The organism is Actinoplanes sichuanensis (assembly GCF_033097365.1).
In the GTDB taxonomy this organism is placed as follows: domain Bacteria; phylum Actinomycetota; class Actinomycetes; order Mycobacteriales; family Micromonosporaceae; genus Actinoplanes; species Actinoplanes sichuanensis.
The window spans coordinates 793,167-805,925 of the sequence record NZ_AP028461.1; the positions used below are offsets into that span (position 1 = coordinate 793,167).

At 72.6% G+C, this 12,759-nt stretch carries 10 protein-coding genes and 1 pseudogene; 5 read left to right on the forward strand and 6 right to left on the reverse strand.

Annotated features, from left to right (window positions below; all coding sequences use genetic code 11):
• Positions 1–18: 18 nt before the first annotated feature.
• The 6 genes from Q0Z83_RS03420 to Q0Z83_RS03445 form a co-directional block, all read right to left on the reverse strand.
• Entirely contained in the window at positions 19–2,094 is a 2,076-nt protein-coding gene (locus tag Q0Z83_RS03420) for a hybrid sensor histidine kinase/response regulator (protein WP_317792300.1), read from the reverse strand.
• Positions 2,094–3,563: a methyl-accepting chemotaxis protein gene (locus tag Q0Z83_RS03425; protein ID WP_317792301.1), complete on the reverse strand. Its 1,470-nt coding sequence runs from the start codon at positions 3,561–3,563 to the stop codon at positions 2,094–2,096. The genes Q0Z83_RS03420 and Q0Z83_RS03425 overlap by 1 nt, the downstream gene beginning before the upstream one ends.
• Positions 3,560–4,102 (reverse strand): chemotaxis protein CheW, encoded by a 543-nt coding sequence (locus tag Q0Z83_RS03430; protein ID WP_317792302.1) that lies wholly within the window; start codon positions 4,100–4,102, stop codon positions 3,560–3,562. The genes Q0Z83_RS03425 and Q0Z83_RS03430 overlap by 4 nt, the downstream gene beginning before the upstream one ends.
• A complete protein-coding gene (locus Q0Z83_RS03435; protein WP_317792303.1) occupies positions 4,099–5,520 on the reverse strand; it encodes a CheR family methyltransferase in 1,422 nt (473 codons plus the stop codon). The genes Q0Z83_RS03430 and Q0Z83_RS03435 overlap by 4 nt, the downstream gene beginning before the upstream one ends.
• On the reverse strand, positions 5,478–5,975 hold the full coding sequence (locus Q0Z83_RS03440) for a chemotaxis protein CheW (protein ID WP_317792304.1): 498 nt from the start codon (positions 5,973–5,975) through the stop codon (positions 5,478–5,480). The genes Q0Z83_RS03435 and Q0Z83_RS03440 overlap by 43 nt, the downstream gene beginning before the upstream one ends.
• Positions 5,976–6,236: 261 nt before the next feature.
• Positions 6,237–7,595 (reverse strand): acyltransferase family protein, encoded by a 1,359-nt coding sequence (locus Q0Z83_RS03445; protein ID WP_317792305.1) that lies wholly within the window; start codon positions 7,593–7,595, stop codon positions 6,237–6,239.
• Between the two features lie 222 nt (positions 7,596–7,817).
• On the opposite strand from Q0Z83_RS03445, the gene Q0Z83_RS03450 reads away from it, so the two are divergent.
• The 5 genes and pseudogenes from Q0Z83_RS03450 to Q0Z83_RS03470 all read left to right on the forward strand — a co-directional run bounded on the left by Q0Z83_RS03450 (position 7,818) and on the right by Q0Z83_RS03470 (position 12,755).
• On the forward strand, positions 7,818–8,546 hold the full coding sequence (locus Q0Z83_RS03450) for a CAP domain-containing protein (protein ID WP_317792306.1): 729 nt from the start codon (positions 7,818–7,820) through the stop codon (positions 8,544–8,546).
• A gap of 247 nt (positions 8,547–8,793) precedes the next feature.
• Positions 8,794–9,507: a L,D-transpeptidase family protein gene (locus Q0Z83_RS03455; RefSeq protein WP_317792307.1), complete on the forward strand. Its 714-nt coding sequence runs from the start codon at positions 8,794–8,796 to the stop codon at positions 9,505–9,507.
• Between the two features lie 74 nt (positions 9,508–9,581).
• Entirely contained in the window at positions 9,582–10,910 is a 1,329-nt protein-coding gene (locus Q0Z83_RS03460; protein WP_317792308.1) for an efflux RND transporter periplasmic adaptor subunit, read from the forward strand.
• A pseudogene (locus Q0Z83_RS03465) lies at positions 10,907–11,575 on the forward strand (ABC transporter ATP-binding protein); the annotation flags it as partial. The gene Q0Z83_RS03460 and the pseudogene Q0Z83_RS03465, both read left to right, overlap by 4 nt.
• The gene (locus Q0Z83_RS03470; RefSeq protein WP_317792310.1) at positions 11,571–12,755 is read left to right on the forward strand and encodes an ABC transporter permease; all 1,185 of its coding nucleotides are present in this window, start codon (positions 11,571–11,573) and stop codon (positions 12,753–12,755) included. The pseudogene Q0Z83_RS03465 and the gene Q0Z83_RS03470, both read left to right, overlap by 5 nt.
• The last annotated feature ends 4 nt before the right edge of the window (positions 12,756–12,759 follow it).

The window sequence follows — 12,759 nt, forward strand, 5'->3', positions numbered from 1 at the left end:
GCCGCTCGGTGCAGTCGGTCATGACCGCACCACCAGACGCCTGATGTGGTCGAGCAGTTGCTCCTGGTCGAACTCGCCCTTGACCACGTAGGCGCTGGCCCCGGCCGCACGCCCGCGGTCCCGGTCGGCGACGCTGGCCCGCGAGCTGACCAGGATCGCCGGCACGGCCGCGAGTTTCGGGTCGGCGCGGGTCCGTTCGACGAAGGTGAACCCGTCGATGCCGGGCATGTCGATGTCGGTGAGGAACAGCCCGTACCGCTGGGATCGGGCCTTCTCCAGACCCTCCTCACCGGAGGCGGCCAGGTCGACCTGGTATCCGGCCGACTCCAGGATGCTGCGTTCCAGCATCCGGGTGGTCAGCGAGTCGTCGACCACCAGGATCGGCAGCGGCTCGGCGGTGGCCGCGGGCAACGGCCGGGCACCCTGGTGGCTGCGCAGCACCTCCTCGGCCAGCCCGGCCGGATCCAGCACCAGCCGTGGGTTGCCGTCCGCGTCGACGGCGACGCTGCCGATCACCGGCGACGCCGGGGCGAGATCCGGCAGCGGGCGGGCGACCAGGGCGGACGTGCCGGCGAGCTGATCCACGCCGATGGCGAAGACACCGTCCGGGCCGTTCACCACGACCGCGGCGCCGATGCCCGGGGAGTCGGGGACCGTCGAACCGGCGTACAGGGCCTCGGCCAGCGGCAGGAACGGGGCGGCGGTGTCCTCGTGGACCAGGCGCCCACTGGCGACGGCGGCCGCGGCCTCGTCGGCGCCCAGGCGCACACACGCCCGGACCGCGTCCAGCGGCAACGTGGCCACGGTGGCGCCGGCCTCGACGATCAGGCCGGTCATCGCCAGCAGGGCCAGCGGGATGACCAGTTCCACCGTGGCGCCACGGCCGGGCGTGCTGCGTACCGTCACCTCGCCCTGCAGTTGGGCGGCGACCTCGCGGACCGCGTCCATGCCGATGCCGCGACCGGCCACCTCGGTCACCGACGGCGAGGTGCTGATGCCACCCTGAAGGACCAGCCGCAGCAGATCGTCGACGTCCGGCGGCGGGCCGCCGGGCGGCAGCAGACCACGATCCTCAGCGGTACGCCGTAACGCGTCCAGATCGAAGCCGCGCCCGTCGTCGAGGCACCGGAACGCCGCGAACCGCCCCCGCCGCTCGACCTCGACGGTGATCGTCCCCTCCGCCGGTTTCCCGGCCGCGAGCCGCACGTCCTCCGGTTCGATCCCGTGCACCACGGCGTTGCGGACCACGTGCAGGAACGCACCGCTGACCGGGCCGAGCAGGTGCGCGCCCATCCGGATTCCGGCGCCCCGGGCGGCGAACCGCACCTTCCGGCCCTCGGCGTCGGCGGCGTCCCGGACGGCCCGACGCAGCGCGGTGAACACCGAGCTGACCGGCACCAGCCGCAGCCCCTCGGCCTTCGCCCGCACGTCGTCGAGCTCGCGTTCGATCTGGTCGACGGCGTCGGTGAACCGGCGACTGGCCGACCCGAGGTCCCCGGCGAGCCGTTCGGCGGCGGTCCGGACGGTGCCCGTCGCCGTGCCCCGGCCCAGGCGCAGCTGGTCGGCGAGGTTCTCGGCGGACCGGTACAGGCGCTCCACGGTGGCGCAGCCGGCCCGCAGCGGCGCCATCCGGGTGTTGGTCTCGCCGATCGCGTCCAGCAGTTCGTCGAGATCCTGGGTGGAGGCCCGCTGGGTGGCCGGCTCGACCGGTTCGTGCTCCTTCACCGCGACCGGAGCGGGCGACGGCGACGGCGCCGGAGCGGGAGCGGGCGGCGGGTTCTCCATGGCGGCCACGAACGAGGTGATCTCGTCGTTGAGCCGTAGCAGCTCGCGCATCTCCTCGGCGGCCGGCGCGGTCTCCCCGGACCGGTGCGGGACCAGCACCTCCTCGAACGCGTGTGCCCGGTCGGCGATGTCCTTCTGCTTGACCACCCGGGCCGCGCCCTTGAGCGTGTGCGCGAAGCGGAGCAGCTTCGCGACCACCTCCGGCCCGGCCCGCTGATCGAGGTCGAGCACCCCGGCGCTGATCTGGTCGACCAGCTCCCGCGCCTCGATCCGGAAATATCGGAGCGGATCCCTGCTGCTCTCGGCCATCAGTGGCGCCCGGTACCGACCATTTCCAGCAGGTCACTGGAGAGGGTGCTGAGATGGGCGGCGGTCTGCTTGGTCTGTACCGCGCTGGCCTCGGTCTCCCGGGACACCCGGGCGGTGTCCGAGGCGGCCACGTTCACCTGCTCGACCGCGGTGGTCTGCTGTTTGGTGGACAGCTCGATCTCCCGAGTGGCGTCGTTGGTGGTGGCGACCAGCTGCACGATCTCCCGGAACGAGTTGGTGGCGTCGTCGAACTTCCGGGCCCCGGCGTCGACCGCCTTCGCCCCGATCTCGGTGGCCATCACCGTGGTGTTGACCGCGCCCCGGACGTCCTCGATCAGCGCCCGGATCTCCTTGGCCGACGCCGCCGTCCGGTCGGCCAGCTTGCGGATCTCCTCGGCCACCACCGCGAACCGCCGCCCCCACTCGCCGGCCCCGCTGGCCTCGATGGTGGCGTTGATGGCCAGGATGTTGGTCTGCTCGGCCAGCTCCGACACCAGGTCCACGACCAGGCCGATCTGCTGGGACTTCTCACCCAACGCGAGCATGTGCTGGACGATCTGGTCGACCTGGGAGCGGATCGTGCCGATCGACGTGCGGGTCTGGTCGATCGTCGCGTCCCCGGCCCGGGCCGCCGCCTCGGTCTCCTCGGCGATCTTCGACACCCGCTGGGCGGTGTCCGCGATCTGCCGGGAGGTGATCAGCAGCTCACTGATCGTCGTGGTGATCTCGCTCATCGCGCTGGCCTGGTCCCGGCCGCCGTTCACCTGCTGCGCGGCGGCCGCCTCCAGTTGGGCCGATGAGCTCTGGATGTGCCCGACCGCGGTGCCGACCTCACGCTTGAGGTCCCGGCTCAGCCGCAGCGCGACCAGTACGGCGCTGATCGTGGTCAGCACACCCAGGCCGATGACCAGGGCGATCGCCTGGGTGGCCCGGGTCGACGAGGCCTCCCGGTCGGCGGCGACGTCAGCCCGGACCATTCCGATCAGGTCGGCCAGCGCCTGTTGCAGCGGTTTGCGGATCGGCACCACCTTGGTGTCGTTGAGCCGGTCGATGGTGGGGATGTCGTCGGTCTGCAACCGGCTGGCCATCAGTTCGGCGGTGGCCGCCGCGTGCCGGTCGTCGAGGGCGGCGATGTCGGCCAGTTTCGCCTGCGCGGCCGGTGACTCGATGCTGGCGCTCAACTCGCTGAGCAACTGGCGGAACGACTCGTGGTCGGCACCGGTCAGGTCGGCGTTCTCGGTCGACTTGTTCAGCAGGAACGCCCGGTAGTCGGCGATCCGCATCTCCATCATCCGGCTCAGGTTCTCGGCACCGGTCAGGTCGTCGGTAGCCGACGCGATCGCGGCGTCCTTCGCCTTGACCACGAACACCAGTCCGATCACCGACGTCACGATGGTGAGCAGGGTCAGCGTGACGGTGATGGCGACACCGATCGCCAGTTTCCCGCCGTAGGTGCGTCCGGCCATCATCGGATCTCCTCGGGGACGGGCCGGTGTCCGGCCAACTGGTGTACGAGCTCTCGGGTGGCCTGCACGTCCACGATCGGCCGGTCGCCGTCGTCCAGGCGCACCATGCCGTGCAGACAGCCCGGCCGTCCGCCGCCGTCTCCGCCGTCGATCACGTCGGTGGCCGGGACCCGCAGGTGCCGGTCCAGTTCGTGGAAGGCCAGGGCCAGGGGTGGTGCGCCGGTGGTGAGCAGCAGCCAGCGGGGCCGCTGCGGGATCGGATGGCCGAGCAGCGCGGCCAGGTCGTAGACCGGGACCACGGCACCCGCGTAGCCGGCCACCCCGAGCAGCGCCCGGACCGTGGTCGGCAGCGCGGTCACCGGCCGGTCCGGATGCACGCCCGACGACTGGTCCAGCCGGATCGCGTACGGCCGCTCGCCCGCCCGTACCGCCAGAAGCTCGATGTTCTCGTCGTCGAAGACGCGGGCCGGCTCGGCGAAGGACCTGTCGAAGTCCTCCCGCAGCCGGGCCACCCGCTCGGCCACGGTGGTCGCCCGGATCATCGGCGGACCCCGCACGCGTCGAGTTCGGTACGGCACAGGGTGGTCAGCGCGAGCCGCCCGAACCCGCCGCCGAACAGCACGATCCGCTCCTCGTTCTCACTCGTCAGCAGTTCCAGCGCGGCGGTCAGATGGTCGGCCGCCCCACGGTCGTCGCCGCGCCGCCGGGCGAGCAGTCCCATCCGCAGCCGGGGCATCGCGAACTGCGGATCCAGGTAGGCGGCCAGCCGGTACTGTCCGACCGCGAGCTCCGCGCAGTCCAGCTCGTGGCAGACCCCGAGCAGATGGTGGGCGTCGGCCTGCGGTCCACCGGCGTGCAGCAGCCGGTTCGCGGTGTCCCGGGCCTCGTCGACCCGGCCCAGCTGGGCCAGCAGCACACCCCGGGTGAGCGAGTCGGCGTCGCCGGCCGTGTCGAGCGCCTCGGCGAACCGGTCGTCGCGCATCAGCCCGAGCACCCGCCGCTGGTCGCCGTGGTCGGTGACCGCCCGGGCCGCGGGCGCCGGGGGAGCGGCGGCCGGGATCCGCCGCGGCGGCGGGGCCGGGGTCTCCCCGCGGACCGGGGCGACGGCTCGCCGCTGGTAGTAGACGGTGCCGTTGGCATGGCACACGTCCAGGCCGTCCGGGCGGCTGCCCAGCGAGTCGGTGTGCCCGAGGAAGAGGAACCCGCCGTCGGTCAGGGCCCGCGTCATCCGGTGGATCAGTTCGGCCGCGACCTCGGCGGTCAGGTACATCAGCAGGTTCCGGCAGAAGATCACGTCGTAGCGGGCCGGATGCCACAGCTGCGGGTCGTCACCGGCGACGTTGTGCTCGACGAACCGGACCGTGCCGGTCACCTCGTCGGCCACCCGGAAACCGTCCTCCACCGGCCGGAACCAGCGGCGGCGTACGTCCTCCGGGGTGTCCCGCAACGACCAGGACGAGTAGACCGCGTCCCGGGCCCGGCGCAGCATCTCCCGGTTGGCGTCGACACCCGTCACCGTCACGATCCAGTCCGGTCCCGGCCGCGCCCGGATCGCCGCGATGGCCAGCGAGTACGCCTCCTCCCCGGACGAGCAGCCGACCGACAGCAGCCGCAGCACCCGCTGCCCGGCCCGGGCCTCGATCATCTCCGGCAGCACCCGTTCGCGCAGCACCCGGAACTGTTCCTCGTGCCGGAAGAAGTACGTCTCGGTGATGCTCAACGCGCTCGCCAGTTCGGCCACCTCGGCGGTCCAGCGGCGTCCGGTCAGCCGGTCCAGGTACTCCCGGTCGGTGAGCCCGTGTGCGCGGGCCCGGGCGGCCAGCACCTCGGCCGTCGGCCCCAGATCGTGGTCGGCGAACGTCCAGCCCAGGCGTCGTTGCAGCAGCTCCCGGAACCGGGTCAGCGACGCCGCGCTGATCATGACGGGGCCGCCGGTGGCGTGCCACCGGCGGCCTCCCACACCTCGTCGGGCACCGCGGCGATGCTGTGCAGCAGCAGCAATGGTTCGGTTCCGACCGTGCCGACCGCCGCGATCAGGGCCTTGGAGACTCCGGTGAACAGTGCGGCCGGCCCCTCCGGCGGCTCCACCTCGATGTCGCGGACACCGAGCACCGGGCCGGTGGCGCAGGCGACCGGACCGCGGCCGGCGCGCACCGCCACATACCTGTCGACCGGTGCCTCGACGCCGGTGAGCAGCCTGGTCATGTCGATCACCGGAGCCGGCGCGCCGCGCAGGATGGTCAGCCCGCGCACGTAGGACGGGGTGCCGGCCAGCGGCCTGGTGCGCAGCGGGCGCATGGTCTCGATGACCTCGCCGAGCGGCAGCGCGCAGTAGAGCGGCCCGGCCCGAAAGACCAGCGCGGCGACTCCGGCGTCCAGCGCCGGAGTCAGCACACCGCCCGGCAGCCCCCCCACGGCCTCAGGCTAGCCATCGGTTTGCGAGCTTCGCTCGCTTTCAAAACTTTCCGGGGGTACGCCGTACGCATCCCGTCTGACCTGGCCCTTTCGGGTTTCCGGCGGGTTTCGGCCGACCCGGTTTGCCGGACTCTGCGAGCAGTCGGCCGCCCGTTTCCCGGGGTGCGGGTCGTCCGGCTTTCCGGGGTCTGGGTCGTCCGGCTTTTCGAGGTGCCGGCTGTCCCGGCGCGTGGCCGCCCTCCGCGCGCCGGGACAGCCTGCTCAGTGGGCGCCGTCGCGCCCGTCGAACCGCAGCGGCAGCGGCGGCCCGCCCTGCTGGGGGGCGGTGTTCCCGGCCCACGGCACACCCTCGTGCCCCCGCGGCTGGACCGGCGGTCGCCCGGCCACCGGCATGTCCCGCATGATCCGCTCGGTGACCGGGTCCTCGGAGAGGTACCGGCGGCCCTGCTGCGGAGGGCACGGCGCCCCCGGCGGCGTGTCCCGGATGATCCGCTCGGTGATCGGATCCCCGGCCGACGGCTCCGGAACGGCCTGCCGCTCACCAGGCGTCTCTCCGGCGGTCCGCCGCTCACCGGGCGTCTCTCCGGCGGCCGGCTGGGCGCGGGGCGCCTGGTAGGTCGGCCACAGCCGGGGTGACCGGCCCGCCGCCAGGTCCTCGACCCAGCCGAACGCGACCACCGCCACCCCGGTGAGCAGGACGGTCATCGCCAGGGTGACCGGGCCCTCCAGGCGGCCCAGGTCGTCCTGCCCGGTGAATTCCAGTACCGGCCAGATCGCGGCGATCGCGATGTTGTGCCAGAGGTAGATGGTGACGGCCCGCCCGTTGAGCAGGCTGACCAGCCGGTCCAACGGCCGGATCGCGGCGAACCGGGTCATGTCCGGCTGCCAGCGCAACACCAGCAGCACGAAGGCCAGCGACCAGAGCGCCTGCGACTCGGACACGTCGTTCAGGTCCCACGCGTCCTCGCCCTGATGCCCGCTCTGCCAGTAGAGGGCGGCCGCGCCGAGCCCGATCGCGCCCCAGAAGGCGATGGCCGGGTGCAGCCGGGCCAGCCGGCCGTCCCGGTGCGCGAACCCGACGATCCAGCAGGCGCCGTAGGTGACCAGATCCCACATCGCCGAGTCGGCGGCGTCCGGCAGCGTGAACCCGGTCTTGTCGAGGACCACCAGCCCGGCGATCGGTAGGGCCACCAGTGCCCAGCCGACCCGCTTCCACAGCCCGTACAGCAGCGGGGTGAGCAGCACGAACCACAGGTAGGCGCGGATGTACCAGAGCGGCTCCCAGGCGTCGATCGCGGCTTCGCTGCCGGGCGGGTCGGCCAGCGGCACGATCCACAGCAGGAGCCGGGCCGGTTCCACCGTCCAGCCCGTGGTGATCATGGCCGGGACGACGACCGCGCCGAGCAGCCACAGTGGAGGCAGCAGGCGGCGGAGCCGGGACAGCACCACCGGACCGGCCGCGCGGCGGTCCAGGGACGCGGCGGTCAGCGACCCGGCCACCGCGAACATGACGCCCATCGCCGGCAGCGCGAGCGACAGCCACGCCCACCCGAAGTGGTGATAGACGACGACCCGGACGATCGCCGCGGCACGGAGCGTGTCCAGGTAGCGGTTGCGCACCGCGAAACCGTAGCGACGGCGAACCTACGGCCGGGACCACCGGAGGGGTGAGGAGATCGGACTGAGTGGATTACCCCGATAGGCGGAAGAACGCCGGAATCCTGTGCGGCTGTGCGACATGCCTGATCCGGGTTCCGTTCCGTTTCCGCTGGCCGGGCCGTTGGTCATCTCTGGACGGCCCGGACCGGCTGGGCCGTGGAAGCGGAGGGATCGACGGTGGACATGCGTGGACCTGCGGTGGGACTCGGGCTGGCTGTGGTGGCGCTGGCGGTCTGCGGGAGTGCCACCCCGGCGCTGGCGGTCTCCGGGACTGCCACCCCGGCGCTGGCGGTCCCCGGGAGTGCCACCCCGGCGCTGGCGTACGCGCCACCGGGCACACCCGACGTCGCTCCGTCCGGGCGGCCGCCGGTGTCCGGATGGGGCGACGCGCCGGTCCGTACGAAACCCCACCGACGGTCCGAACTGGAGTCGCCGACCGGCCGGGCCGCCGTGCCGGGGGCCGACCCGATCGTCGCGTCCCGGACCGCGGTGACCTCCGCGTCGGTCGCGCCGGGCCCGCAGTCGCCGGTGCAGCAGCAGGTCCTGGCGCTGGTCAACCAGGAGCGCAAGGAGGCCGGCTGCGACCCGATCACCCTGGACCGGCGGCTGATCCAGGCCGCCAACCGGCACGCCTCGGACATGGCCCGGCGCGGCTACTTCGACCACGAGTCACCGGCCGGGGAGAAGGCCGGCAGCCGGGTGACGGGCGCCGGGTACCCGTGGCGCCGCTACGGCGAGAACATCGCCAAGGGGCAGGACAGCCCGTTCCGGGTGATGGCCGACTGGATGAGGAGTCCCGGCCATCGGGAGAACATCCTGGACTGCCGGCTCGACCAGATGGGGGTCGGGCTGGCGCTGGCCGCCGACGACACGCCCTACTGGGTCCAGGACTTCGCCACTCCCCGTAGCTGAATCACCTCAACCCGGTGGCCCCGGATGCCGATGGCATACCGGTTTCGTGTCACCGGTCGTCCCCGTACTCCACAGGTGGGGCTGGCTGTGCTTCTATGTGCGGACAAGTGAGCCTTGTTCGCGACGGTGGAGACCTCGTAGGGCGTCTATTGCGCTGCGTGGGTCGAGGTTGTCGCGAACAAGCCTCAACTCCTGGGGAGGAACGTTGGCAAGGGGACGGGTTTCCGCTCGCCTCGCCGGTGCGGCCATGGCCGTACTGGTCGGCAGTGGTCTCGGCGCTTTCGCGCTGACGCCGGCGAGCGCCGGTGCGTCCGCGCCGGTGACCGCGGCCGTGACCACCACCGTGGTCACCAAGGCGGCCGCCGCGTCGTGCGCGACCGGCAAGTACCAGAAGCAGGTCGAGGGCTACCTCAAGCAGCTGGGCGGCTACGGCACGGTGACGGTCGACGGCAAGCAGTCGCCCGCCGACTGTGCCGCGATCATCAAGTTCCAGAAGCGGTTCGGCATCCAGCCGGCCAAGGGTCTGGCCGGCCCGACCACCTTCGACGTCGCCAAGCGACTGGCGGCGACGAAGACGGCGGCCTGCAAGGCCAAGAAGAAGGGCATCACCTTCTGCGTCGATCTGACCAACCAGACGACGTGGGTGATGAAGAACGGGGCGGTGTACGTCAAGCCGACCGTCACCCGCACCGGGTACAAGGGTTACCGGACCCCGGCGGGCACTTTCACGATCAACAAGCGGACGAAGAAGGAGTGGTCCGACCCGTACGAGGTGTGGCTGCCGTACTGGCAGCGCTTCATCGGCGGGCGGGGCTTCCACCAGACCACGACCTACATCCACGACAAGTGGCGCGGGTCGCACGGCTGCGTGAACCTCCTCCAGCAGGACGCCCAGAAGTACTGGAGCATCGGCAAGATCGGCATGACCGTGAAGGTCTTCGGCCGCCGCCCCGGCACCTGATCGTCTCGTGACACCGCAGCGGGCCGTCCCTCCGGGGGCGGCCCGCTGTTTTCACCCGGCATAGAGTGGCGATCGTGTATCGCTCACGTGTTGTGATCGTGGCCGCGGGTCTCGTGGTGCTGCTCCCGATGACCGCGGCCTCGTGCGACGACGCCCCCGACCCGGTCCGCCTCGGCAACGCGCAGGTCGGGACGGTCGACGAGATCGTCGAGGCGCCCGGCACGGTGACCGCCCGGACCGCCGCGACCCTGACCGCGCCCGCCTCCGGCACCCTCCGCGAGCTCCACGCCGAGCCCGGCCGCCGGGTCCGCAAGGGTGACGTGCTCGCCGTCATCGACTCGCCCGAGCTGACCCGCCGTCGGGACGCCGCCGCCGAAGCGGTCGAGCGGGCCCCCGCCGGCGGCACGATCAGCACCGGCGGCACCGCCGAGTTCGCCGCCGTCCGCAAACGCACCGACCGGCAGGCCGCCGACGCCTTCGAGCAGGCCCGGGCGGCCGCCGCGCAGATCACCGACCCGCAGGTCAAGAAGACGCTGCTGCACCAGGTCGACGCGGCCGAGAAGAACTACGAGACCGCCTCGGCGGCCTCGGCGACCGCCCTGCGGTCGGTGGAGCGCGGCGTCGCCTCACTGAGCCGCGCGATGGGCACCCTCTCCGCCGCCCAGCGGTTGCAGGCCGAGCAGGCGTACGAGTTGGCCGACGCCGCCGTCGACGCGCTCACCCTGCGCGCCCCGGTGGCCGGTGTGGTCCAGCTCGGCGGCCCGGCGCAGTCCGGCGGCGGCTCGCTGGCCGGGCTCCTGGAGACCGGGCAGGCCCCGACCGGCACGTCGGGTGGCATGTCCGGGGTGGACACCGCGATCCCCGAGGGCGGCTGGGTCGCGGCCGGCACCCCGGTGGTGACCGTGGTCGACACCGGCCGGCTGGGGCTCACCGCCGAGGTCGACGAAACCGACGTGCTCCTGGTCGGTGAGGGCGTCGAGGCGGAGGTCGAGCTGGACGCGGCGCCCGGCGCCGGCTATCCGGCCACCGTCCGGGCGGTCGACCTGCTGCCCACCACCTCGGCCCGTGGCGGAGTCTCCTACCGGGTGCGCCTCGATCTCGGCGAAGGCGCGTTCGCGGACAGCGGCGAGGCGGCCCCCGAGCCACGACCGGGGATGAGCGCGGTGATCCGGCTCAAGGTGCGCCAGGCCGCCGGCGCGGTCACCGTCCCCGCCTCGGCGGTGGTCACCGCCGACGGGCACGACACGGTGTGGACGGTCCGGGACGGCCGCTACACGGCCGTACCGGTGCGGCTCGGGGTGCAGGGTGAGGACACCGTGCAGATCGTCTCCGGGGTGAGCGCGGGGGAGCGGGTCGTGGTCGCCGGCGCCGACCAGGTCGACGCCGGTCAGAAGGCGCCGTGACGGCCGCGATCGTCGCCGACGACGTCAGCCGCACCTACGAGCTGGACGGGGTGTCGGTGCCCGCGCTGCGCGGTGTGTCGTTGACCGTCGAGCCGGGCGACTACGTGGCCATCGTCGGCACCTCCGGCTCCGGCAAGTCGACCCTCATGCACCTGCTCGGCGGCCTGGACCGGCCGACCGGCGGCACCCTGCTGATCGGCGGACGCGACGTCAGCACGCTCACCCCGAACGAGATGGCCGAGCTGCGCAACACCACCATCGGTTTCGTCTTCCAGTCGTTCCACCTACTGGCCCGGACCACCGCGCAGGACAACGTCGGCCTGCCCCTGGTCTACCGCGGTGTCGGCCGCCGGGAACGCCGGGAACGCGCCACCGGCATGCTCGAACGGGTCGGCCTCGCCCACCGGATCACCCACCGCCCCAACCAGATGTCCGGCGGCGAGCAGCAGCGCGTCGCCATCGCCCGGGCCCTGGTCACCGGCCCGTCCGTGCTGCTCGCCGACGAACCGACCGGCAACCTCGACTCGGCCACCGGCCAGTCCGTCCTGGCCCTGCTCGAATCGCTCGTCGACGACGGCGTCGCGGTCGTCCTGGTCACCCACGACCGGGACGTCGCGGCCCGCGCCCGCCGGCAGATCGTGATGAAGGACGGACTGATCAGTGCGACTCGCTGAGGCCTGGCGGGTCGCCCTCGACGCGCTGCGCGCCAACCGGCTGCGCAGCATGCTCACCATGCTCGGCGTGATCATCGGGGTGGCCGCGGTCGTCGCCCTGGTCGCCATCGGCACCGGCACCAAACAGCAGATCGAGAACCAGGTCGAGGGCCTCGGCTCGAACCTGCTGCTGGTCGTGCCCGGCCGCATCCAGGCCGGTTCGGCGCCCACCTCGTCACCGCTCACCCTGGACGACATCGACGCGATCAACCGGGTGGTCGGCGACCGCAGCCGGGTCGCCGTCACCATCGCCTCGGGCGAGACGGTACGCGCCGGGTCGCGCACCGGTTTCGCCAGCATGCAGGGTGTCCTGGAGACCACCCCCACCGTCTTCGTCCGCAACCTCGACCGCGGCACCTATCTGACCCGGACCGACGTCAGCACCGGTCGTCGCGTCGCGGTCCTCGGTGCCGGCCTGGCCCGTACCCTGTTCGCCGACCGTGACCCGATCGGCCGGCAGATCACCATCGGCGGAGTCCGGTTTCGGGTGATCGGCGTCTTCGAACCGCTCGGGCAGAGCCTCGGCGTCGACCGCGACGGCGAGGTGCACGTGCCGGTCACCGCCGCGCAGCGCCTGCTCGGCACCGAGCGCATCGACGGCATCGCCATCCGCGCCCCCGACCGCGACCGGATCGGCGACCTCTCCACCGCCGTCGTCGCCGCCCTCACCGACCGCCACCCGGACACCGACTTCTCCGCGGTCACCCAGGAGCAGATCCTCGGTGTGCTCGGCGACATCCTCGGCGTACTCACCGGTGTCCTCGCCGCGATCGCCGGGATCAGCCTGCTCGTCGGCGGGGTCGGCGTCTCCAACATCATGCTCGTCTCGGTCCGCGAACGGACCAGGGAGATCGGGCTGCGCAAGGCGGTCGGCGCCCGGCCCCGCGACATCGGTGTCCAGTTCCTCCTCGAGGCGGTGCTACTCACCACCACCGGCGGTGTCCTCGGCATGCTCCTCGGCGGCGGCACCGCCCTGCTCGTCGATCGGTTCACCCCGGTACCGGCCGCCCTCACCTGGTGGTCGATGGCACTCGCGTTCGGAGTGTCGGCCGCCGTCGGCATCATCTTCGGCGTGGTCCCGGCACAGCGGGCCGGCCGGCTCGATCCGGTGGTCGCGCTGCGTACCGAATGAGTCC

Bases quoted from the DNA above. Each gene is read 5' to 3' on its own strand.
- Q0Z83_RS03420 (WP_317792300.1), bottom strand. From the start codon at position 2,094: ATGGCCGAGAGCAGCAGGGATCCGCTCCGATATTTCCGGATCGAGGCG.
- Q0Z83_RS03425 (WP_317792301.1), bottom strand. From the start codon at position 3,563: ATGATGGCCGGACGCACCTACGGCGGGAAACTGGCGATCGGTGTCGCC.
- Q0Z83_RS03430 (WP_317792302.1), bottom strand. From the start codon at position 4,102: ATGATCCGGGCGACCACCGTGGCCGAGCGGGTGGCCCGGCTGCGGGAG.
- Q0Z83_RS03450 (WP_317792306.1), top strand. From the start codon at position 7,818: ATGCGTGGACCTGCGGTGGGACTCGGGCTGGCTGTGGTGGCGCTGGCG.
- Q0Z83_RS03455 (WP_317792307.1), top strand. From the start codon at position 8,794: ATGGCCGTACTGGTCGGCAGTGGTCTCGGCGCTTTCGCGCTGACGCCG.